The following is a 19,995-nucleotide window of genomic DNA, read 5'->3' as shown; positions in this document are numbered from 1 at the left end:
CAGCGGTTGCAATCGGCCCTGCTGTCTCCGGCATGACCTGCCTGTGGCGGCGGAACTTAATCAGGATGGAGACGGGCATCGTGGCGTTGGCAATGAGGGTGGCACAGGAAACGGCGGTGCACGGAGTTTCCGCCTCGTTGCGGCGCATGGAGGATGCCCGCTCGCGCATCGAACAGCGCTTCCTCGATGGCGGCGCCGTGCTTTTGTCCATCCTCGACATCCTCAACAAGATGATTGCCGCTCTCGACAATCTCACCGGATCGCTGGACGAGGGGACGGCCCGCCAGACGGTGGATGAGCTCAACACCACGGTGGCGGCGATCACCGTGCTGACGGAAGCGGAAGCGGCACGCCAGGCCCGTTTCCGCGAAATCGCAATGACCGAGCGCGTTCTGAGGCCGCATGTGGCGAGCATGCAGGAAACGCTTCGCTATCTGCGCACCTTTGCCGTGACCGCAAAGATCACCGGCGCCGGCATTGCCGATTTCGCCGGCTTTGCCGAGGAAATCCTGCAGCGCATTCAGGAAGGCGCCCAGCAGGTCAGCAGCTTCTCCGACAAGCTTCAGGAACTGGGAACGGGCCTCGGGCCGGTCATCCTGAAGGGGGATGCCATCCTGGAGCGCTTCCGCCAGACCGTGCCGAAGATCGTGTCCGGCCTGTCGCTGGGCGCCGGCCAGATCGGCGAGCAGCGGCGCCTGCTGATGGACAAGGCGGCGCAGGTCTCGGCGATTGCCCGCGACGTCCAGAACAAGCTCGCTTCGACGCTTTCGGCCCTGCAGGTGGGCGACATCACCCGCCAGCGCGTGGAACACTGCCAGTCGAGTTTCCAGATTCTCGATGAATACCTGGCCTCCCCCGAATCATCCGGCCTGACCGGCGAACAGCGCGGGCGGCTGCAGGAGGTCATCAAGCGTCTCGTCGCCCTGCAACTGGAGGCGACGCGGATGGATTACGAGCGCGACACCGCCAAGATCGTCGCGACGATCGCCAGCTTCAAGTCCGATCTGGCCCATATCAACGAGATCCAGACCTCGATGACCGGTGGCGGCGAGGGCCAGTCGGCGCTGCGGGAACTGGAGGAAGGCGTGGCCGAGGCGCGGGCGGCCGTCAGCGAAATCGAGGATCTCGCCCGGGCCGCCGCCCGGATGAGCGAGACGACGGTGGCGACCGTGCGCGACCTGCTCGACGGCATCGGCCTGGTACAGGTGGTACGGGGCGATATCCACTACATGGCGCTCAACACCAACCTGCGCTGCGGCAAGATCGGCGAGGAGGGCAAGGCGATCAATGTCGTGACGGCGGAACTGCGCATCTTTGCCGGTCATCTGGACGAGGCGGCGGAAAAGATCCTCGGCGAACTGCATGCGCTGGAAAGCGCCGCCCGGCTTCTGCTGGCCGGATGCGACGAAGCGACCGGCGAGGACGATGATCTCGATGCGCGGCTGCTGCGGGCGCTGGAACGCATCCGCGCGGTGCGCGACAGCATGGAGGCCGATCTGAGGGCCATGGCGGCGGATGGCCAGACCGGGGTGAACCAGATGAATGCCTCGCTTGCCCGGCTGGATTTCCATGCCGAACTCGGCGCGCTGCTGGCCCAGTGCGCCGATGACATTGCCTTCGATCCGGCGGTCGCCGTTTCCTTCGACGGTCTCGACGAGGCGCTCGCCACGATCGGGCCGCGCATCAACCGCGTCTATACCATGGTATCCGAACGGGAACTGCATGCCAGCGTGCTTGGCACGGCACCGCCGGAGGAAGCACCGCTGACGGTGCTTTCCGACGACGATCTGGATGCGGCGCTGTTCTGATCCTGTCTCTCAATCGTCCACGTGGTCGTGGCCGCCATTGCGGCCCGGGCGCCAGTAGCCTTCCGAGGCGATCTGGTCGCGTGCGAAACCGCGGCCGATCAGGTGGTGGCGCTGGGCGCGCACATTGCTGGTCTCGCCTATGATCAGCGCCTGCCCGCGGCCTTCCGGCAGGGCGAAGGTGCTGAGACGGTCGAGCATGACGCTGCTCGGACCCGCCGGGCCATTGCCGCGGTGAATCCATTCGATTGCCACGTCCGCCCGCGTTTCCACCGGCTGGTGCCAGCCGGCATCCTGAACCTCGATGAAGGCGAAGGCGCGTGCACCGGCCGGCATCTCCTCCAGAATGTGCAGAATGCCCGGGATGCAGGTCTCGTCCCCCGTCAGCAGATGCCAGTCGGCATCCGGATTGAAGACTACGCGCCCGCGCGGCCCCTTCACCTCCACCGTATCGCCTGCGCGTGCCTGGCGGGCAAAGTTCGGCCCCGGCGTGCTGCCATGCATGACGAAATCGACGGCGATCGTGCCCGCCGCCCGGTCAAGCTTGCGGATCGTGTAGTGGCGACGGCCGGTTTCGCCGTTCTCCAGCGGCAGGAAGAAAACGATGTCCTGGCCGGGCTTGTACGCGAAATCGGCCAGCCTGTCGGTAGAGAAGAGCACGCGGCGCAGGCCGGGCGTGAGGTCGAAGGCATCGACAACCGTCAGCGTCCAGCTCGGCAGCTGCGGGCGCTGGCGCGGCATCTCGGCATTGTAGGCAGGGGGCTGATCCATGACGCAATCCTTGTGAGATGGGGCAGGACCGCAAGCGGGTGCCGGTCCTGCACAGGGCTTTGCCCTCTCGATAACGCTTTATTCCTTCATGCGGAAGTCATGTTTTGTTTCTGCTTCTTTGCCGCCTGGCGCCGCAGCCGGCTCAGTCATCGAAGGGAAGCGGCAGACCATGGCGTTCTGCAAAGCGCTGGAAGGCCTGTACCGTGGCCGGATCGAGCGGAATGCCCTCCTGCTCGCGGCGGGCCGCCACCTGCCATTCGCGATCGCCGGGCGCCAGAACCGTGGTGCCGGCGCGGGCGGGCGAGTTGCGCAGTCCCTCGAGATAGCGTGCCATGCCGGCGAGGAACACCTCCTCGCTGAGGAAGGCGGCGGGCTTCATCGCCAGCACGAAGGCGCCGAGACGGCGAGGTGTCGCCATGTCGGGACCGCCCATCGGCAGGATGTCGAAGCTCAGCGTCATGCCGGAGAGCACCGCGCTCAGGATTTCCACCATGCCGGCGAGCCCCGCGCCCTTGAAGCCGAAGGCCGTCCCAAGCGGCGCCAGCATCTCGGCCTCGGAAGGAAGCGTGGTATCGATGCCCTGCCCATCCGAGGCCGTTCCCTCCGGCAGCGGCCGTGCCAGGCTCTCGTAGAGCTTCACCCGGTTATAGGGAATGGCGCTTGTCGCCATGTCGAGAAGCCAGGGATTGCCGTCGCCCACCGGCACGCCGAAGGCGATCGGATTGGTGCCGTGAAAGCGGGAAGCGCCATCATGCAGGCGTACGAAACTGTCGGAATTGCACACTGCAAGGCCGATGAAGCCGCGGCGGGCCGCCTGCAGCGCATAGGCGCCGGCCGCACCGAAATGCGAACTGTCGCGGATCGACACGGCGCCGATGCCGAAGCGGCCGGCGAGTTCGATCGCCCGGTCCATGGCGCGGTAGGTGGCCAGCGCGCCATGCGCGTGATCGGCATTCAGCCGAGATATGGCACCGCCATTTTCTTCGAAGCTGAGGGTCGGCCGGCCATTGACCCGCCCGCCGGCAATGGCCGCCACATAATGGTCGAGCAGGCGGATGCCGTGGCTGTCGACGCCGAGCCGCGAGGCGTGCAGCATGGCCGCGGTGGCGGCATCCGCCGTTGCCGCATCGGCACCCGATGCCAGGAAAACGGCGCGGCTGAAGCGTTCTACCCGCGCAAGCGGCGCAAGCCGGCTCTCGACGCCGGCCTTTTGCGTGTCGTTCATGGTCTCTCCTCCCGAAAGCAGGCGGGCCCCGAAGGGCCCGCGCATATCCTGTTTCATGGCATGCGAAGTGCGCCCGATCAAACGCCCTGGTGCAGTTCCTGCGCATGCCGGCGTTCCTGCCGGTTGTGGCGGATCGACGACCAGAGCGACAGGCCGATCAGGCCCGCGCCGCCGAGGCCGGTGATCACCTCCGGAATATGCACCATGGTCTGCACATACATGATCACCGACAGGATCAGGATGGCGTAGAAGGCGCCGTGCTCCAGGTAGCGGTATTCCGCCAGCGTGCCCTTTTCCACCAGCATGATGGTCATGGAACGCACATACATGGCGCCGATGCCGAGACCGATGGCGATGACGAACAGGTTCTGCGTCAGGGCGAAGGCGCCGATCACGCCGTCGAAGGAGAAGCTGGCATCCAGCACTTCGAGGTAGATGAAGGCGCCAAGGCCGCCCTTCGCCGCTTCGCTCATCGCCTTCTGCGAAGCATCCAGCACGCCGCCCAGTACCTCGACCAGCAGGAAGGTCAGCAGGCCATAGACGGCCGCATGCACGAAGGTGGAGGCCTCCGCTTCCGGCAGGAACTGCGAGAAGACCATGATCAGCAGCAGCACGAAGGCGATTTCCACGCCCTTGATGGTGGCAAAGCGCGCCACCCGGCTTTCGATGACCTCGATCCAGTGCACGTCCTTCTCATGGTTGAAGAAGAAGGTGAGGCCAACCATCATCAGGAAGGTGCCGCCGAAGGCGGCGATCGGCAGATGCGCCTCGTGCATGATGCGCGCATATTCCTCCGGCTGGGCCGCCGCGAGGATGACGGCATCGATCGGGCCGATGCCGGCGGCGATCACCACGATCAGCAGCGGGAAGACGATGCGCATGCCGAAGACGGCAATGAGGATACCCCAGGTCAGGAAGCGCTGCTGCCAGACCTGCGTCATGTCCTTCAGCTTGTTGGCATTGACGATGGCATTGTCGAAGGAGAGCGAGATTTCCAGCACCGCCAGCACGGTGCAGATGAAGAAGACCGTCAGCATGCCGCCGAGCGTGCCGGTGGACTGCCAGCCCAGCACGCCGCCGAGGACGAGGCCGAGAATCGTGACAATGAAGGCCCAGCGGAAATAGCCGAGGGTCGATGTCTGCGAGGGGGACTGGCTCATGCGCAGACCTCCCGGTGGCAAGGGGTGGGGATGGAGGAGAAACGGGACTGCGCGCCAAGGGGCGCACCCGTGGTCAGGATGATGGACAAGATCATGGCAGGTTCAATCCGCCGGCTGTTTTGCAGGCGGTACCGACATCGCGAGAGCGCCGTAAAAACTCTCGCCAGAGGGGCCCGGCACCAAAGTTCAATCCCCGGGGATCGGTCCGGTCCGGGGAGACATCCGAGAAGATGGCAAAATCTGGCCAAAGGTCAAGATGCAACCTGATCGCCTGCCCGCAAGGCGGGGCGATGGCAAAGAAACGCATCGGGAAGGCCGGCAAATCTTGACCTTTCGGACAAGGCAGGGCATGGAGCGCCCTTGCCCGCGCCATCCGGCTTGAAATCTGCTAGACTTGAAGCCCTGAGACTGGCCCGAAGGAAAGAAAAACAACAATGAGCAAAGCTACATCTTCTGCGCCGTCGCAGCGCATGCTGCGTGTCGGCGAACAGGTTCGCGCCGCCATTACCCAGGTTCTGCAGCGCGGCGAGGTGCGCGACGACATCATCGAGAAGACGGTGATCTCCGTGTCCGAGGTGCGCATGTCGCCCGACCTCAAGATCGCCACGGCCTATGTGACGCCGCTCGGCGTGTCGGACCATGCCAAGGTGATCGAAGCGCTGAACCGCAATGCGAAGTTCATCCGCGGCCGGCTGGGCGGCCAGCTGCGCCAGATGAAATACATGCCGGAAGTGCGCTTCCGCGACGATACCAGCTTCGACAACTACAAGAAGATCGACGAGTTGCTGCGTTCGCCCGAGGTCCAGCGGGATCTTGCACCTGACGCCGGCGACGACACCGACCAATAAGAACAGAGCACGATGTCCAGACCCCGCAAACCCAAGGGCCGGCCGGTTTCCGGCTGGCTGATTCTCGACAAGCCGGTCGATTTCGGCTCCACCGAAGCCGTCGGCAAGATCAAGTGGCTGTTCAACGCCCAGAAGGCGGGACACGCCGGCACGCTCGATCCGCTTGCCTCCGGCATGCTGCCGATCGCGCTCGGCGATGCCACCAAGACCGTGCCTTACGTGATGGACGGTCGCAAGATCTACGAGTTCACCGTGACCTGGGGCGAGGAGCGCTCGACCGACGATCTGGAAGGCGAGGTGACGCACACCTCCGACACGCGCCCGGACGAGGCGGCGATCCGGGCGCTGCTGCCCGCCTATACCGGCACGATCAGCCAGATCCCGCCGCAGTTCTCCGCAATCAAGATCGCCGGCGAACGCGCCTATGATCTGGCGCGCGACGGCGAGACCGTGGAGATTCCCTCGCGCGAGGTGGAAATCCACCGGCTGACGCTGCTGAAGGTCGAGACCGACCGCGCCTTCTTCGAGGTGGAGTGCGGCAAGGGCACCTATGTGCGCTCGCTTGCCCGTGATTTCGGCCGCGAGCTCGGCTGCTACGGCCACATTTCCGGCCTGCGCCGCACCTTTGTCGCGCCCTTCGCCGAAGAGACGATGGTGCCGCTCGCCGATCTGGTGGCGCTGGAGGCGATCGAAGACCGCGACGAGCGCCTTGCCGCCCTCGATGCCTTCCTCGTCGATACCAGCGAGGCGCTTTCGGCCCTGCCGCAGATCCGCATCAGCGACGATCAGGCACACCGCCTGCGCATGGGCAATCCGATCATCCTGCGCGGTCGCGACGCCCCCGTCGCCGAACCGGAGGCCGTGGCGCTTTCCGGCGGCAAGCTGGTGGCGATCGGCGAAATCGGCCAGGGCGAGTTCCGCCCGAAGCGGGTGTTTGTCTGACCGCCCTCTCGCGGGGCCCGGAACATTCCCCTTCCCATCGCTTGGCGGATGCGTTATACGCACCGCCAGCTAGGCGGCCTGCAATGCGGGCCGCAGGTAGCTTTCATGGCCGAAGCTGGACGACATCCCGGCTTGCGGCGTCCCTCAATTCCTCACATCAGAAAGGATTGTCCGATGTCGATCACTGCAGAGCGTAAGGCTGCCCTCATCAAGGAATACGCAACCGTCGAAGGCGACACCGGTTCGCCGGAAGTCCAGGTTGCTGTCCTGACCGAGCGGATCAACAACCTCACCGAACACTTCAAGGGCCACAAGAAGGACAACCACTCGCGTCGTGGTCTCCTCAAGATGGTTTCGAGCCGCCGTTCGCTTCTCGATTACCTGAAGAAGAAGGACGAAGCTCGCTACACGAAGCTCATCGCGAGCCTCGGTATCCGTCGCTAAGACAAACGTTCCGGCGGGCGATCAGTCGATTGTCCGCCGGTTGTCCATCCGGGCGAGACAGTCCGGACCACATGCTGCCCGAGACGGGCGAATTTTCCTGGCGGGCCCGGATGGGCCGGACCTGCCAAACGTAACCGATGACCTGTCATGGGGCAGGATTGCCGGATGCTTTCGCCGCAATGACGATGCGGCGCGCGATGATCAGGATGGTTTCCTCCGGTCATCCTTTTGCGTGTTCGAACAGGCGTTCGGACCGATGAAAGCCTCCCGTTGTCTTGCCCGTGATCGTGTCACCACAAGCGCAGGCCAGAGCCCGCATCTTCTCCGGAAGAGGCGTCGCCGCCGCGCAAGAAGGACTTGAATCATGTTCAATACGCATTCCGTCGAAATCGAATGGGCAGGCCGCCCGCTGAAGCTGGAAACGGGCAAGGTTGCCCGCCAGGCTGACGGCGCCGTCATCGCCACCTATGGCGAGACCGTTGTTCTGGCCACCGTCGTTTCCGCCAAGGAGCCGAAGCCGGGCCAGGATTTCTTCCCGCTCACCGTCAACTACCAGGAAAAGACCTACGCCGCCGGCAAGATCCCGGGTGGCTATTTCAAGCGCGAAGGCCGTCCGTCGGAAAACGAAACGCTCGTTTCCCGCCTGATCGACCGCCCGATCCGCCCGCTCTTCCCGGAAGGCTACAAGAACGACACGCAGGTCGTCGTCACCGTCATCCAGCATGATCTGGAAAACAACCCGGACGTCCTGTCGATGGTCGCCACCTCGGCAGCGCTCACGCTCTCCGGCGTTCCCTTCATGGGCCCGGTCGGCGGTGCGCGCGTCGGTTACATCAACGGCGAATACGTTCTGAACCCGCATCTCGACGAGATGGACGAGTCGAGCCTCGACCTCGTTGTTGCCGGCACCCAGGACGCCGTCCTGATGGTTGAATCCGAAGCCAAGGAACTGAACGAAGACGTCATGCTCGGCGCCGTCATGTTCGGCCACAAGGGTTTCCAGCCGGTCATCGACGCGATCATCAAGCTCGCCGAAGTGGCAGCCAAGGAGCCGCGCGAATTCGAGCCGGAAGATCATTCCGAACTCGAAGCCGAAATGCTGAAGCTTGCCGAAGCCGAACTGCGCGACGCCTACAAGATCACCCAGAAGGCTGATCGTTACGCTGCCGTCGACGCCGTCAAGGCCAAGGTGAAGGCGCACTTCCTGCCGGCCGATGGCGAAGCCAAGTACACGGCGGAAGTCGTTGGCGCCGTCTTCAAGCACCTGCAGGCGAAGATCGTCCGCTGGAACATCCTCGACACCAAGAGCCGCATCGACGGCCGCGACCTGGAAACGGTCCGCCCGATCGTTGCCGAAGTCGGCATCCTGCCGCGCACGCACGGTTCGGCGCTCTTCACCCGCGGTGAAACCCAGGCGCTCGTTGTTGCAACGCTCGGCACCGGCGAAGACGAACAGTATGTCGACAGCCTGACGGGCATGTACAAGGAGCAGTTCATGCTCCACTACAACTTCCCGCCCTACTCGGTTGGTGAAACCGGCCGCATGGGTTCGCCGGGCCGCCGCGAAATCGGCCATGGCAAGCTTGCCTGGCGCGCCATCCATCCGATGCTGCCGACGACGGAACAGTTCCCCTACACGCTGCGCGTCGTCTCGGAAATCACCGAGTCGAACGGCTCGTCTTCGATGGCCACCGTCTGCGGCACCTCGCTGGCGCTGATGGATGCCGGCGTGCCGCTGGCAAAGCCGGTTGCCGGTATCGCCATGGGCCTCATCCTGGAAGGCGATCGTTTCGCGGTTCTCTCCGACATCCTCGGTGACGAAGACCACCTCGGCGACATGGACTTCAAGGTTGCCGGCACCGAAGCCGGCATCACCTCGCTGCAGATGGACATCAAGATCGCCGGTATCACGGAAGAGATCATGAAGGTCGCGCTCAACCAGGCACAGGGCGGCCGCAAGCACATTCTCGGCGAAATGGCCAAGGCCATCACCGAGAGCCGCGGCCAGCTCGGCGAATTTGCGCCGCGCATCGAAGTGATGAACATTCCGGTCGACAAGATCCGTGAAGTCATCGGTTCGGGCGGCAAGGTCATCCGCGAAATCGTCGAGAAGACCGGCGCCAAGATCAACATCGAAGACGATGGCACCGTGAAGATCGCCTCTGCCTCCGGCAAGGAGATCGAAGCGGCCCGCAAGTGGATCCATTCCATCGTCGCCGAGCCGGAAGTCGGTGCCATCTACGAAGGCACGGTCGTCAAGACCGCCGATTTCGGAGCCTTCGTCAACTTCTTCGGCGCCCGCGACGGCCTCGTGCACATCTCGCAGCTCGCCTCCGAGCGCGTCGCCAAGACCTCCGACGTCGTCAAGGAAGGCGACAAGGTCTGGGTCAAGCTGATGGGCTTCGATGAGCGCGGCAAGGTGCGCCTGTCGATGAAGGTCGTTGACCAGGCCACCGGCCAGGAAATCGTTGGCGAGAAGAAGAAGGCTGACGGCGACGCTGCCGCCGAATAAACCCTCTCATCCTCGAGTGATCCTGGGGCGCGGGAGGTTTCCGCGCCCCTTTGCTATCCAAGCCCCGGAAGACCGCCATGATCCGCGACGCCGTCAAGACCCTGTTCCATCCCTTCACCACCGGCATTTTACCGATGCCGGGCGAGGGCAGTCGTATCCTTTTCCTGTCCGCCGAGGTCGGGCCGCGCCTGCCGGACGGCTTTGGTGCCGAGATCGTCAACGTGCAGCCGCTTCGGCCGCTGTTTCGGCCGCTGAGCGTCAACGGCGCGCATGTGGTGCCGGAGCTGGAGGGCGAGGGCTATGAGGGCGCGCTGATCCTCTGCGGCAAGCACAAGGGCGAAAACGAGGAGAATGTCGCCCAGGCGCTCCTGCGGGTGCGCGAAGGTGGCCTGATCGTGCTGGCCGGCGCCAAGGAAGACGGCATCCAGCCGCTGCGCAAGCAGATTGCCAATCTGGGTTTTGCCATCGAGCACATGCCGAAATATCACGGCGTCGTTGCCTGGTTCACCCGCCCCGCGGATGTTTCGGCAGCGGTCGCCAGGTTCTCCAAACAGCCGCAGCTGATCGAGAACCGCTTCAAAGCCGTGCCGGGCACCTTCTCGCATGATCGGGTCGATGCGGGCTCGGAACTGCTCGCCAGCCGCCTGCCGACGGATTTCGACGGCAATGCCGCCGATCTCGGCGCGGGCTGGGGTTATCTCTCGGTGATGCTGGCAGAAGCCTCACCGCGCACCAACCGCATCGATCTGTTTGAGGCCGATCACCGGGCGCTGGAATTCGCCAGGAAGAATCTCGCGGCCAACTGCCCGGATCTTGCCGCGCGTTTCTTCTGGCAGGATCTCGTATCCGAGCCGGTCAAGGAGAAATACGATCTCGTCATTATGAACCCGCCCTTCCATGAGGGCCATGCGGCCGATCCGGCGATCGGGCAGGCCTTTATCAAGGCCGCCGCCTCGGCCCTGCGCATCGGCGGCCAGCTGCTGATGGTCGCCAATCGCGGCCTGCCCTATGAGCAGGTGCTGGCTTCGGAATTCAAGGACAGCGGCGAAGTGTGCCGCAATGCCCGCTTCAAGGTGCTGCACGCGCGCAAGTAAGCTGCGCCGCTTTCTGTGACCCAGAATGTCAAAGGCCCCGGATGCGTCGCATCCGGGGCCATTCTGCAAGCGATGGTATGGCTGCTTATTCGGCGTCGGCGTTGCGCAGACGCTCCAGCGTCGGCAGCGAGGTGATGTTGTAGCCGGCATCCACATAGTGGATCTCGCCGGTCACGCCGCGCGACAGGTCGGACAGCAGGTAGAGGGCGGAGCCGCCGAGGTCCTCGATCGTCGCGGTGCGCCGCAGTGGCGAGTTCTTCTGGTTCCAGGAGTAGATCGCCCGCGCATCCGAGATGCCCGCACCGGCCAGCGTGCGCACCGGACCGGCCGAGATCGCGTTGACGCGAATGCCCTTCGGGCCGTAATCGGCAGCCAGATAGCGCACCGAAGCCTCCAGCGCGGCCTTGGCGACGCCCATCACGTTGTAGTTCGGGATCACCCGCGTCGAGCCGCCATAGGTCAGCGTCAGCATGGCGCCGTTCTCGTCCATCAGGGCGGCCGCCCGCTTGGCGATCTCGGTGAAGGAGAAGCAGGAGATCACCATGGTGCGGCTGAAGTTTTCCCGCGTGGTGTCGGCGTAAAGACCCTTCAGTTCGTTCTTGTCGGAGAAGCCGATGGCATGCACGACGAAATCAAGCTTGCCCCAGCGCTCGCCGATGGCCGCGAAGACGGCATCGACGGAGGCGATGTCTTCCACGTCGCACGGGATGATGAAGTCGGAATTCAGCTCGGCGGCGAGCGGCTTGACGCGGCGGCCGAGCGCCTCGCCCTGATAGGTGAAGGCCAGTTCGGCGCCCTGGGCCGCGAGCGCCTTGGAAATTCCCCAGGCGATCGAATGATTGTTCGCGACCCCCATGATGAGGCCGCGTTTACCCTGCATGATTCCGCTCATGGGTTTATCCGTTGTAGCGCTGGAAGACGAGCGTGGCATTGGTGCCGCCAAACCCGAACGAGTTGGAAAGGGCGATATCGATCCTGGCATTGTCGATGCGCTCGCGCACGATCGGCACGCCGTCGAATTCGGGATCGAGTTCCTGGATATGCGCGCTTTCGCCGATGAAGCCGGCCTGCATCATCAGGAGCGAGTAGATCGATTCCTGCACGCCGGCCGCACCGAGCGAATGGCCGGTGAGCGACTTGGTCGACTGGATGTGGGGCATCTTCTCGCCGAAGACCTCGCGGATGGCGCCGATTTCCTTGGAATCACCGACCGGTGTCGAGGTGCCGTGCGTATTGACGTAATCCACCGGGCCATCGACAGTCTTCAGCGCCTGGCGCATGCAGCGGATGGCGCCTTCGCCGGACGGGGCGACCATGTCGTAGCCGTCCGAGGTGGCGCCGTAGCCGACGACTTCCGCATAGATCTTGGCGCCGCGGGCCTTGGCATGCTCCAGTTCCTCGAGAACCAGCACACCCGCACCGCCGGCGATCACGAAGCCGTCGCGGTTCAGGTCATAGGCGCGCGAAGCGGTGGCCGGGCTGTCGTTGTACTTCGAGGACATGGCACCCATGGCGTCGAACAGGTTCGACATCGTCCAGTCGAGGTCCTCGTGGCCGCCGGCAAACATCATGTCCTGCTTGCCCCACTGGATCATCTCCACCGCATTGCCGATGCAATGCGCCGAGGTCGAGCAGGCCGACGAGATCGAGTAGTTGACGCCGTGGATCTTGAACCAGGTGGCAAGCGTGGCAGAGGCCGTCGAAGACATTGCCTTCGGCACGGCAAAGGGGCCGATGCGCTTCGGGCTGTTGTTCTTCATGGTGATCTCGGCGGCCTCGATCAGGGTGCGGGTGGAAGGACCGCCCGAGCCCATGATGATGCCGACGCGTTCGTTCTCGGCGTAATCCTTGTCCTCGAGACCCGAATCGGCGATCGCCTGTTTCATGGCCACGTGGTTCCACGCGCCGCCCTGGCTGAGGAAGCGCATGGCACGGCGGTCGACGAGATCGGTCGTGTCGATGTTCGGCCGGCCCCAGACCTGGCACTTGAACCCGTGTTCGGCGAAATCGTTCGAGAAGGAGATGCCGGACCTGGCATCGCGCAGAGATGCGGTGACTTCCGCGGCATTGTTGCCGATCGAGGAGACCACACCAAGGCCTGTGACAACTACCCGTCGCATCTGATCTAACCCTTGTTGTTTCCTGAAAACGTGCCCGAGCGATATCAGGCCGTCTTGTCCTTCGAAAGGCCAACGCGCAAATCGGTGGCCTGGTAGATGGTTTCGCCGTCGGCCTTCAGCCAGCCGTCGGCAGTGCCGAGCACGAGACGTCCGCGCATCACGCGCTTGAAGTCTATGCCGTATTGCAGAAGCTTGGTGTTCGGGCGAACCATGCCCTTGAACTTCACTTCGCCGGTGGACAGCGCCATGCCGCGCCCCTCTTCGCCGAGCCAGCCGAGGAAGAAGCCGGTCAGCTGCCACATCCCGTCAAGACCGAGGCAGCCGGGCATGATGGGGTTGCCCTCGAAGTGGCAGGGGAAATACCAGTCATCTGGCTTCACGTCATATTCGGCGCGGATATAGCCCTTGTCGAAGGCGCCGCCGGTTTCAGAGATCTCCGTGATGCGGTGAACCATCAGCATGGGGGGCAGCGGCAGCTGCGCATTGCCAGGTCCAAACATCTGGCCGTGCGCACAGGCTAGGATTTCTTCGTAAGAGAAGCTCGATTGTCTGCTGTCCATGAGGCCTGTCCGTTCCCCCTCGTCGCGATGCCCTGCGTCTTTACTGCAAGACCGCCTGAAATTGAAGCGCGCGGATCGGCCCTGCGTTTTCGCAAGGCAGACCGATCCGAGTTGATTCAGGTCGGCATATAGGAAGCGGAACCGGCAAACCAGAGGCTTTCGGGCCAAAATTTCGCATTTCCCCGCCGTTGCAGGCCCGGCAGGGGGTTGTGGTATTGAAAGCGGACGCAGTTAAAGTTATATCCTGCGCTCTAGATATACCGGCTTGACAGGAGCTTGCGTCACCGATGGCTGATGCCGTGACCAATGTGGAGACCAGACTGCGCGATTGCGGGCTTCGCCCGACGCGTCAGCGCGTTGCCCTGGCCGATCTTCTGTTTGCCAAGGGAGATCGCCACCTGACGGTCGAGGAACTGCATGAGGAGGCCTCGCTGGCCGGCGTTCCTGTGTCGCTTGCGACGGTGTACAACACGCTGCACCAGTTCACCGAAGCCGGCCTCATCCGGGTGCTGGCGGTGGAAAGCGCCAGGACCTATTTCGACACCAATGTTTCCGACCACCATCACTTCTTCGTGGAAGGCCGCAACGAGGTGCTCGACATTCCGGTGAGCAATCTGCAGATCGACAATATTCCGGAACCGCCGGAGGGCATGGAAATCGCCCATGTCGACGTGATCATCCGCCTGCGCGAAAAGCAGCGCTGACCGCCTCTCAATCCTTCTTTCTCGGCAAGGCCTCGTCCGGCGGGCGACCTGCGCGCGGGCGATAGCGCGGCAGCGTCCAGCCGTGATGCAGCGCGCCGCCGCGCAGCGCAAAGGCGACGAAGATGCCGGCTGCCGAACTATAGGCCAGCGGCAGGCCGAGAAGATGCGTGGCCGTATAGGCGCTTGCCCCGGCAAGAGCCGCGGTGACATAGATCTCCGGCCTGAGCAGGATCGAGGGCTCGTTGGCAATCAGGTCGCGCAGGATGCCGCCGAAGGTCGCGGTCATCGTGCCGGTGACGATGGCAATCGTCGGCGACTGGGTCACGGCAAAGCCCTTGGCAGCACCCATCACGCTGTAGGCGGAGAGGCCGACGGCGTCGAGCCAGATCAGCATCCGGTAGCGCCATTCCACCCGATGGGCGGTGAGGAAGACGAAGATGCCGACACCGGCGCAGATCACCAGATAGGTCGGATCCTTCACCCAGAACACCGGAGCCTGACCCAGCACGAGGTCGCGCAGCGTGCCGCCGCCGACGCCGGTTGCCGCGGCAAAGAACAGGAAGCCAATGAGATCCAGCTGCTTGCGCGAGGCGGCAAGCGCGCCGGTCGCAGCAAACAGCGCCACGCCTGCATAATCCAGCACCATCAGCAGCGACATCGCGTCCTCGTCCCCTCTGCACCAGCGTCGCGCAAGTGCGTGGCCCTAAGCATAGCGGTGGTTTTGCCCTGCGGCCATTGCGGCCGGGCGTTGTCTACAGGCGAATGAACACGAGGAAGAGGCGCGTGCGATTTGTTTTCATCACGGTCCTGCAGGTCCTGGCGCTGACCTTGCTGCCGGCCCTGGCTGGGGCACAGCAGAAGCTGCTGTCCGACCCGGAGATCTACGAGAAGGATTTCTTTCGCCAGCAGTGCCGGACGGTGGAGTTCGGCGAGGATTTCCTGACGCGCATGGACATCAACAACGACGGCATCATCGATGCGATCGCCAATCATGGCGCCGTGACCTGCGATGGTGAGAAGGGCGTCAGCTGCGACGCCGACGGTTGCCCCTACAACTTCTACCTCCAGGTCAAGGAGGGCGGCTACTTCATGATGGCGACCGCGCAGCTCTATGGCTATGATTTCATCAAGCGCTTCGGCAACATGGTCTTCGTCTTCAGCATGGCGCCGCGCTATTGCGAGCGCACCGACACCACGCCCTGCGAAATGACCGTGCGGGTGCGTGGCGCCCGCATGGTGACGATTTCCCGGAAATGAACCGCCTCAGAACGGCCAGTCGATTCGGCCGGCGAGGTAATAGCCGAGCAGGCCCAGCCATTCGCGCACGGCCGTTGCGGTGTTCTGGGCATTCAGCGAAGGCTGGGTGAAATCGAAGCCCGGCCGCTCGTTGCCGCGGCTGCGGAAATCCACCGGATAGGGTGTGACGGCAATGCCGGCCTTGCGGAACAGCGCCAGCGCGCGCGGCATGTGGAAGCCGGAGGTGATCAGCAGGCAGTCGGTCAGGCCGTTTTCGGCCAGCAGCGCCTTCGTGTTCAGCGTGTTTTCCCAGGTGTTGCGCGAGGTGTTTTCCTTGATCAGCCGCTGCGGCGGCACGCCGAGCGCCGCAAAAAACTGCTCCGACAGGCCCGCCTCTCCCGGAAAGCGTCCGCTGATCGAGCCATCGCCGCCGGAGACGAGAATCCTTGCCTCCGGATGCGACAGGGCCAGCCGCAGCGCCTGCGTGTAGCGGTCGGCGGCCGCGTTCAGTTCCACCCCGCCGCGCGAGGCGACCACATCATTCTCGATGGCGCCGCCCAGCACGATCATGCAGGCGATCGAGGCCGGATCGGTGGCCGGTTTCGGCACGCGTGCCTCCAGCGCCTGCAGCAGCAGGGCACCGGTGGTGGTGTAGAGGGTGACGAAGAGCACGAGCGCCCCGCCGCCGGACAGCAGAAGGCCAGACCGGCGGGCGCCGGCGATTGCGGCCACGAGCCCGGCAAGGACCAGCAGGAAGGCCAGCGACAGGGGCTGCACCAGCAGCCAGAAGATCTTGGACAGATAGAACATCAGCTCACTTGCGAAGGGGCGGACGCGCCGGATGGGGCGCCTGCGGGCGGATCACGCGCTGGTTATAACGCCTGTGCAGGGCGCGTCGGATGCGCAGCGAAAACAGCGCCACCCCCATGGCGAGCAGGGCCGCGACGATGAGTGCCGTCTGCGGCATGGCGATGCCGAGCAGCGCGCCGATGATGGCGCCGCTCACCATGCCGAGCCAGGGCACCAGCTGGATGCTCCAGTCGAGCTGCCTGTCGCCCATGAGGAAGCGACCGATGCCGCGCCCCAGCCGCGACAATGCGCCGGTGACATAGGTGAGCCCGATCGGCAGTCCCTCGATGTGCTCCACCGTGGCATTCACCATGCCCATGGCCAGCACCACAACATAGAAGCGGACGAGATGCAGGGCCGGCGCCTGCATCATCGCGCCCAGTGCAAGCAGCAGCGATACACAGGCCAGCACGCCGAAGATGCGGCGCGGGACGAGATGGGCCACGACAATGCCGAGCGCATTGCCGGCGACGAAGGTGAAGATGGCCGCGAGCAGCACGAAGCCATGGTGAAGGTCGCCATCGGCCATGGCAATTGCTGCCCGCGTCGTGTTGCCGGTCATGAAGGAGACGAAATCGCCGGAGAGGCGCAAGCCGATGGCATCGGTCATGCCGGCGATGAAGGAAATCGCCCCGACGAGGCCAAGCCCCGTCCAGGTCCGCTGCACCCGAATGATGTTGCGTCGTCTTGCCCGTGTCATGATCTGCCCTGCGGCCGCGCTGCGCGACCGGCGACGAATCGCCCTCGGCGCAGACTAGCCGGAGAGGTGGCGGCGGTGGAACGGTCGTGCACCGCCGCGCACCATCACATTTTGCATCGCATCACGACAGCAGCGTGAGGGTCAGCGGATGCTGCGGATCGGCCAGCCCGTCCACCACGTTGAAGTGATGCCGGTCGGGTTCGACATGGGCGCCGGTTTCGGCGCCAAGGCCGAGCCAGAGGCTGGCCATCAGCGCATTCTGGCGCAGGAACTCGGCGCGCTCGTTGCCGCCGACCCAGCAGAACAGGCGGGTGTCTTTGCCGGGCAGCATCAGCGCCGGGCTTTCGGCGGCAGCCTCCTCAGGCGTCAGGCGCAGCTTGATGTTGAGGCCGGTGCCAAGCAGGGGGCGCAGATCATGCACGCCTGAGATCGACACCACGGTGCGCACCCGCGCCCGCACGGCTTCTGGCAGCGGCGAGGCTTCCGCCACCATGCGGGTGACGAGATGGCCACCGGCGGAATGGCCCGTCAGGTGCACCGGCCCGTCGATCTCGCCAGCCGCATCACTGATCGCGGCTGCGATTTCCTGCACGATGTCGCCGATGCGCGCCTCCGGGCAGAGCGTGTAGCCGGGCATCGCCACCGCATAGCCGTTTTCCACGCTGCCGGCCGCCAGATGTGACCAGTAGGACTTGTCGAGCGCCTGCCAGTAGCCGCCGTGGACGAAGACGACGAGACCCTTTGGCGTTGCCTTCGGCAGAAACAGGTCGAAACGGTTGCGCGCGCCCTCGCCATAGGCAAGGTCGATCTTCGCGCGGCCTTCGGCGGCAAGCCGCTCGCGATAGGCCCGTGCCGGCTCCACCCAGGCGCCCGGCCATGCGTCACCGCGCGGAATATTGCCGCCATTGGCATAGGCGTCGTCCCAGTCGGTGATGCGGTGGAAAAGCATGGCGGGTCTCCTGGCTGATTCGTCGCGGCTGTCAGAGCACGGTACGCACCCGCCACAGTTCGGGGAAGAGTTCCACCTCCAGCATCTTCTTCAGATACTGTGTACCGGAGGTGCCGCCGGTGCCGCGCTTGAAGCCGATGACGCGCTCGACGGTGGTCACGTGGTTGAACCGCCAGCGGCGGAAGTAATCCTCGAAATCCACCAGCTTTTCCGCCAGTTCATACAGATCCCAGTAGCGGGCCGGGGCGGCATAGACCTGGCGCCAGGCGTCCAGCACCTTGTCGTTCTCGCTGCGCTTGTCGCGCCAGGAACTGCGTTCGGCATCCGCACCGATGTCGAAGCCGTTGCGCGCCAGCAGCAGGATCGCCTCGTCATAGAGGCTCGGGCGCGCCAGGATCCCTTCCAGATGTTCCATCAGGTCCGGCCGGTGGCTGTGCGGTCCGAGCATTGCGAGGTTGCGATTGCCGGCCAGGAATTCGATCGCCCGATACTGATAGGACTGGAAGCCCGAGGACTGGCCGAGCGCGTTGCGGAATTCGGTATATTCGCTGGGCGTCATGGTGCGCAGCACGTCCCAGGCGCCGTTCAGCTGTTCGAAGATGCGCGCCACCCGCGTCAGCATCTTGAAGGCCGGCTGCGGATTGTCGCGCCGGATCGCGGCAATCGCCGAGGTGATCTCGTGGATCGCCAGCTTCATCCAGAGCTCCGAGGTCTGGTGCTGGATGATGAACAGCAGTTCGTCATGCGCCGATGACAGCGGCTTCTGGGCCGAAAGGATCGGATCGAGCTGCAGGTAGTCCGTATAGGACATGCGCTCGCGGAAGGACATCTGCGCCCCTTCCTGGGCGGGGTCGTAGGTCTTGGCCGTCACGTCACGAGCGCCTTCTTCTTGAACTGCGGCTGGTCCCACAGCCTGTTGGTCATGATGTCCGAGAGAATGTCGACGGCGGCGATCACTTCGCGCTCGCCGATATAGAGCGGCGTGAAGCCGAAGCGGATGGCGTTCGGCGCGCGGAAATCGCCGATCACGCCGCGGGCGATCAGCGCCTGCATGATGGCATAGCCCTCCGGATGCAGGAAGGAGACCTGGCTGCCGCGCTGCGTGCCGTCACGCGGCGAGCCGAGCACCAGTTCAGGGCAGCGCGACTCGACCTCGGCGATGAAGAGATCGCAGAGCGCGATGGATTTTTTCCGCACATCCGCCATCTCGACACCATCCCAGGCATCCAGCGCGGCATCGAGCGCCGCAAGCGCCAGGATCGGCGGCGTGCCGACCCGCATGCGGTCGATGCCATCGCCGGGGCGATAATGCAGGTCGAAGGCGAAGGGGCGCTCGTGGCCGAGCCAGCCGGAGAGGGCCGGGCGGGCGCGGTCCGCATGGCGCGGGGAGACATAGATGAAGGCCGGGGCGCCCGGGCCGCCGTTCAGATACTTGTAGGTGCAGCCGACCGCGAAGTCCGCATCGGCGCCGAGCAGATCGACCGGGATGGCGCCGGCCGAATGGGCGAGATCCCAGACGCAAAGGGCGCCTGCGGCATGTGCCTTTGCCGTCAGCGCCGCCATGTCGTGCAGGCGGCCGGTGCGGTAATCCACCTCCGTCAGCAGGGTGACGGCAACCGTCTCGTCGATTGCCGCCTCGACGGCTTCGGGGTCGACCACCTTCAGCTCATAGCCACGGTCCAGCGTCTGGATCAGGCCTTCGGCCATATAGAGGTCGGAGGGGAAATTGCCGTTGTCGGAGAGGATGATGCGGCGCTCCGGATGCCGTTCGGCCGCGATGTCGAGGGCCGAGGCCAGCGCCTGGTAGACCTTGATGGAGAGCGTGTCGCCCATCACCACGCTGCCCTGCGGCGCGCCGATCAGGCGGCCAACGCGGTCGCCGATCCGTCGCGGCATCGCCATCCAGCCGGCCTCGTTCCAGCCGCGGATCAGCATCTCGCCCCATTCGTCGCTCATCATGGCCGCCACCCGCTGCCGTGCCGCAAGCGGCAGGGGGCCGAGCGAATTGCCATCCAGATAGATCACCCCCTCCGGCATGTGGAAGAGGCGGCGGGTCTGTTCGAAATCTGTCATCAT

20 protein-coding genes are annotated in these 19,995 nt (G+C 64.5%); 8 read left to right on the top strand and 12 right to left on the bottom strand.

Annotated elements, in window-relative coordinates; all coding sequences use genetic code 11:
• Positions 1-116: 116 nt before the first annotated feature.
• On the top strand, positions 117-1,808 hold the full coding sequence (locus KLP42_RS16930) for a chemotaxis protein (RefSeq protein ID WP_215568126.1): 1,692 nt from the start codon (positions 117-119) through the stop codon (positions 1,806-1,808).
• Positions 1,809-1,817: 9 nt separating this feature from the next.
• Here the strand turns inward: KLP42_RS16930 and KLP42_RS16925 are convergent, their stop codons facing one another.
• The 3 genes from KLP42_RS16925 to KLP42_RS16915 all read right to left on the bottom strand — a co-directional run bounded on the left by KLP42_RS16925 (position 1,818) and on the right by KLP42_RS16915 (position 4,961).
• The gene (locus KLP42_RS16925; protein WP_215568125.1) at positions 1,818-2,576 is read right to left on the bottom strand and encodes a siderophore-interacting protein; all 759 of its coding nucleotides are present in this window, start codon (positions 2,574-2,576) and stop codon (positions 1,818-1,820) included.
• 142 nt (positions 2,577-2,718) lie between these two features.
• Positions 2,719-3,801, bottom strand: coding sequence for an Ldh family oxidoreductase (locus tag KLP42_RS16920; RefSeq protein WP_215568124.1), 1,083 nt, complete (start codon positions 3,799-3,801; stop codon positions 2,719-2,721).
• Positions 3,802-3,878: 77 nt separating this feature from the next.
• The gene (locus tag KLP42_RS16915; protein WP_215568123.1) at positions 3,879-4,961 is read right to left on the bottom strand and encodes a DUF475 domain-containing protein; all 1,083 of its coding nucleotides are present in this window, start codon (positions 4,959-4,961) and stop codon (positions 3,879-3,881) included.
• 434 nt (positions 4,962-5,395) lie between these two features.
• Here KLP42_RS16915 and rbfA point away from each other — a divergent pair, with 434 nt between their 5' ends.
• The 5 genes from rbfA to KLP42_RS16890 all read left to right on the top strand — a co-directional run bounded on the left by rbfA (position 5,396) and on the right by KLP42_RS16890 (position 10,801).
• Complete coding sequence (gene rbfA / locus KLP42_RS16910; protein WP_215568122.1) at positions 5,396-5,809, top strand: 30S ribosome-binding factor RbfA; 414 nt, start codon at positions 5,396-5,398, stop codon at positions 5,807-5,809.
• A 12-nt stretch (positions 5,810-5,821) separates the two neighbouring features.
• A complete protein-coding gene (gene truB, locus KLP42_RS16905; RefSeq protein WP_215568121.1) occupies positions 5,822-6,751 on the top strand; it encodes a tRNA pseudouridine(55) synthase TruB in 930 nt (309 codons plus the stop codon).
• A gap of 174 nt (positions 6,752-6,925) precedes the next feature.
• Entirely contained in the window at positions 6,926-7,195 is a 270-nt protein-coding gene (gene rpsO / locus KLP42_RS16900; RefSeq protein WP_215568120.1) for a 30S ribosomal protein S15, read from the top strand.
• A gap of 364 nt (positions 7,196-7,559) precedes the next feature.
• Entirely contained in the window at positions 7,560-9,707 is a 2,148-nt protein-coding gene (gene pnp / locus KLP42_RS16895; RefSeq protein WP_215568119.1) for a polyribonucleotide nucleotidyltransferase, read from the top strand.
• A gap of 77 nt (positions 9,708-9,784) precedes the next feature.
• Complete coding sequence (locus KLP42_RS16890; protein WP_215568118.1) at positions 9,785-10,801, top strand: class I SAM-dependent methyltransferase; 1,017 nt, start codon at positions 9,785-9,787, stop codon at positions 10,799-10,801.
• Positions 10,802-10,886: 85 nt separating this feature from the next.
• On the opposite strand, the gene fabI is transcribed toward KLP42_RS16890, so the two are convergent.
• Genes fabI through fabA form a run of 3 tightly spaced genes read right to left on the bottom strand, consistent with a single transcriptional unit; the run spans position 10,887 to position 13,481 of the window.
• Positions 10,887-11,693, bottom strand: coding sequence for an enoyl-ACP reductase FabI (gene fabI, locus KLP42_RS16885; RefSeq protein ID WP_215568117.1), 807 nt, complete (start codon positions 11,691-11,693; stop codon positions 10,887-10,889).
• 4 nt (positions 11,694-11,697) lie between these two features.
• Positions 11,698-12,921, bottom strand: coding sequence for a beta-ketoacyl-ACP synthase I (fabB, locus tag KLP42_RS16880; RefSeq protein ID WP_215568116.1), 1,224 nt, complete (start codon positions 12,919-12,921; stop codon positions 11,698-11,700).
• A 44-nt stretch (positions 12,922-12,965) separates the two neighbouring features.
• A complete protein-coding gene (gene fabA / locus KLP42_RS16875; protein WP_215568115.1) occupies positions 12,966-13,481 on the bottom strand; it encodes a 3-hydroxyacyl-[acyl-carrier-protein] dehydratase FabA in 516 nt (171 codons plus the stop codon).
• Positions 13,482-13,768: 287 nt separating this feature from the next.
• Here fabA and irrA point away from each other — a divergent pair, with 287 nt between their 5' ends.
• Positions 13,769-14,185 carry an iron response transcriptional regulator IrrA gene (gene irrA, locus KLP42_RS16870; RefSeq protein ID WP_215568114.1) on the top strand — a complete coding sequence of 139 codons (417 nt, stop codon included), beginning with the start codon at positions 13,769-13,771 and terminating at the stop codon, positions 14,183-14,185.
• Positions 14,186-14,192: 7 nt separating this feature from the next.
• Here the strand turns inward: irrA and KLP42_RS16865 are convergent, their stop codons facing one another.
• Positions 14,193-14,843 carry a trimeric intracellular cation channel family protein gene (locus tag KLP42_RS16865; protein WP_215568113.1) on the bottom strand — a complete coding sequence of 217 codons (651 nt, stop codon included), beginning with the start codon at positions 14,841-14,843 and terminating at the stop codon, positions 14,193-14,195.
• Positions 14,844-14,968: 125 nt separating this feature from the next.
• On the opposite strand from KLP42_RS16865, the gene KLP42_RS16860 reads away from it, so the two are divergent.
• A complete protein-coding gene (locus KLP42_RS16860) occupies positions 14,969-15,442 on the top strand; it encodes a hypothetical protein (RefSeq protein WP_215568112.1) in 474 nt (157 codons plus the stop codon).
• Positions 15,443-15,448: 6 nt separating this feature from the next.
• Here KLP42_RS16860 and KLP42_RS16855 read toward each other — a convergent pair whose 3' ends face one another.
• The 5 genes from KLP42_RS16855 to kynU form a co-directional block, all read right to left on the bottom strand.
• The gene (locus KLP42_RS16855) at positions 15,449-16,231 is read right to left on the bottom strand and encodes a YdcF family protein (RefSeq protein WP_215568111.1); all 783 of its coding nucleotides are present in this window, start codon (positions 16,229-16,231) and stop codon (positions 15,449-15,451) included.
• Positions 16,232-16,235: 4 nt separating this feature from the next.
• Positions 16,236-16,970 carry a YoaK family protein gene (locus KLP42_RS16850; protein WP_215568110.1) on the bottom strand — a complete coding sequence of 245 codons (735 nt, stop codon included), beginning with the start codon at positions 16,968-16,970 and terminating at the stop codon, positions 16,236-16,238.
• A gap of 121 nt (positions 16,971-17,091) precedes the next feature.
• Positions 17,092-17,919, bottom strand: coding sequence for a hormone-sensitive lipase (locus KLP42_RS16845; protein WP_215568109.1), 828 nt, complete (start codon positions 17,917-17,919; stop codon positions 17,092-17,094).
• A 31-nt stretch (positions 17,920-17,950) separates the two neighbouring features.
• Entirely contained in the window at positions 17,951-18,748 is a 798-nt protein-coding gene (gene kynA / locus KLP42_RS16840; protein WP_215568163.1) for a tryptophan 2,3-dioxygenase, read from the bottom strand.
• A gap of 38 nt (positions 18,749-18,786) precedes the next feature.
• Positions 18,787-19,992, bottom strand: coding sequence for a kynureninase (gene kynU / locus KLP42_RS16835; protein WP_215568162.1), 1,206 nt, complete (start codon positions 19,990-19,992; stop codon positions 18,787-18,789).
• Positions 19,993-19,995: the final 3 nt, after the last annotated feature.

The sequence above is a fragment of the Rhizobium sp. CSW-27 genome (assembly GCF_018760785.1).
Lineage (GTDB): Bacteria > Pseudomonadota > Alphaproteobacteria > Rhizobiales > Rhizobiaceae > Neorhizobium.
This window is presented reverse-complemented; position numbering and strand designations above follow the sequence as displayed.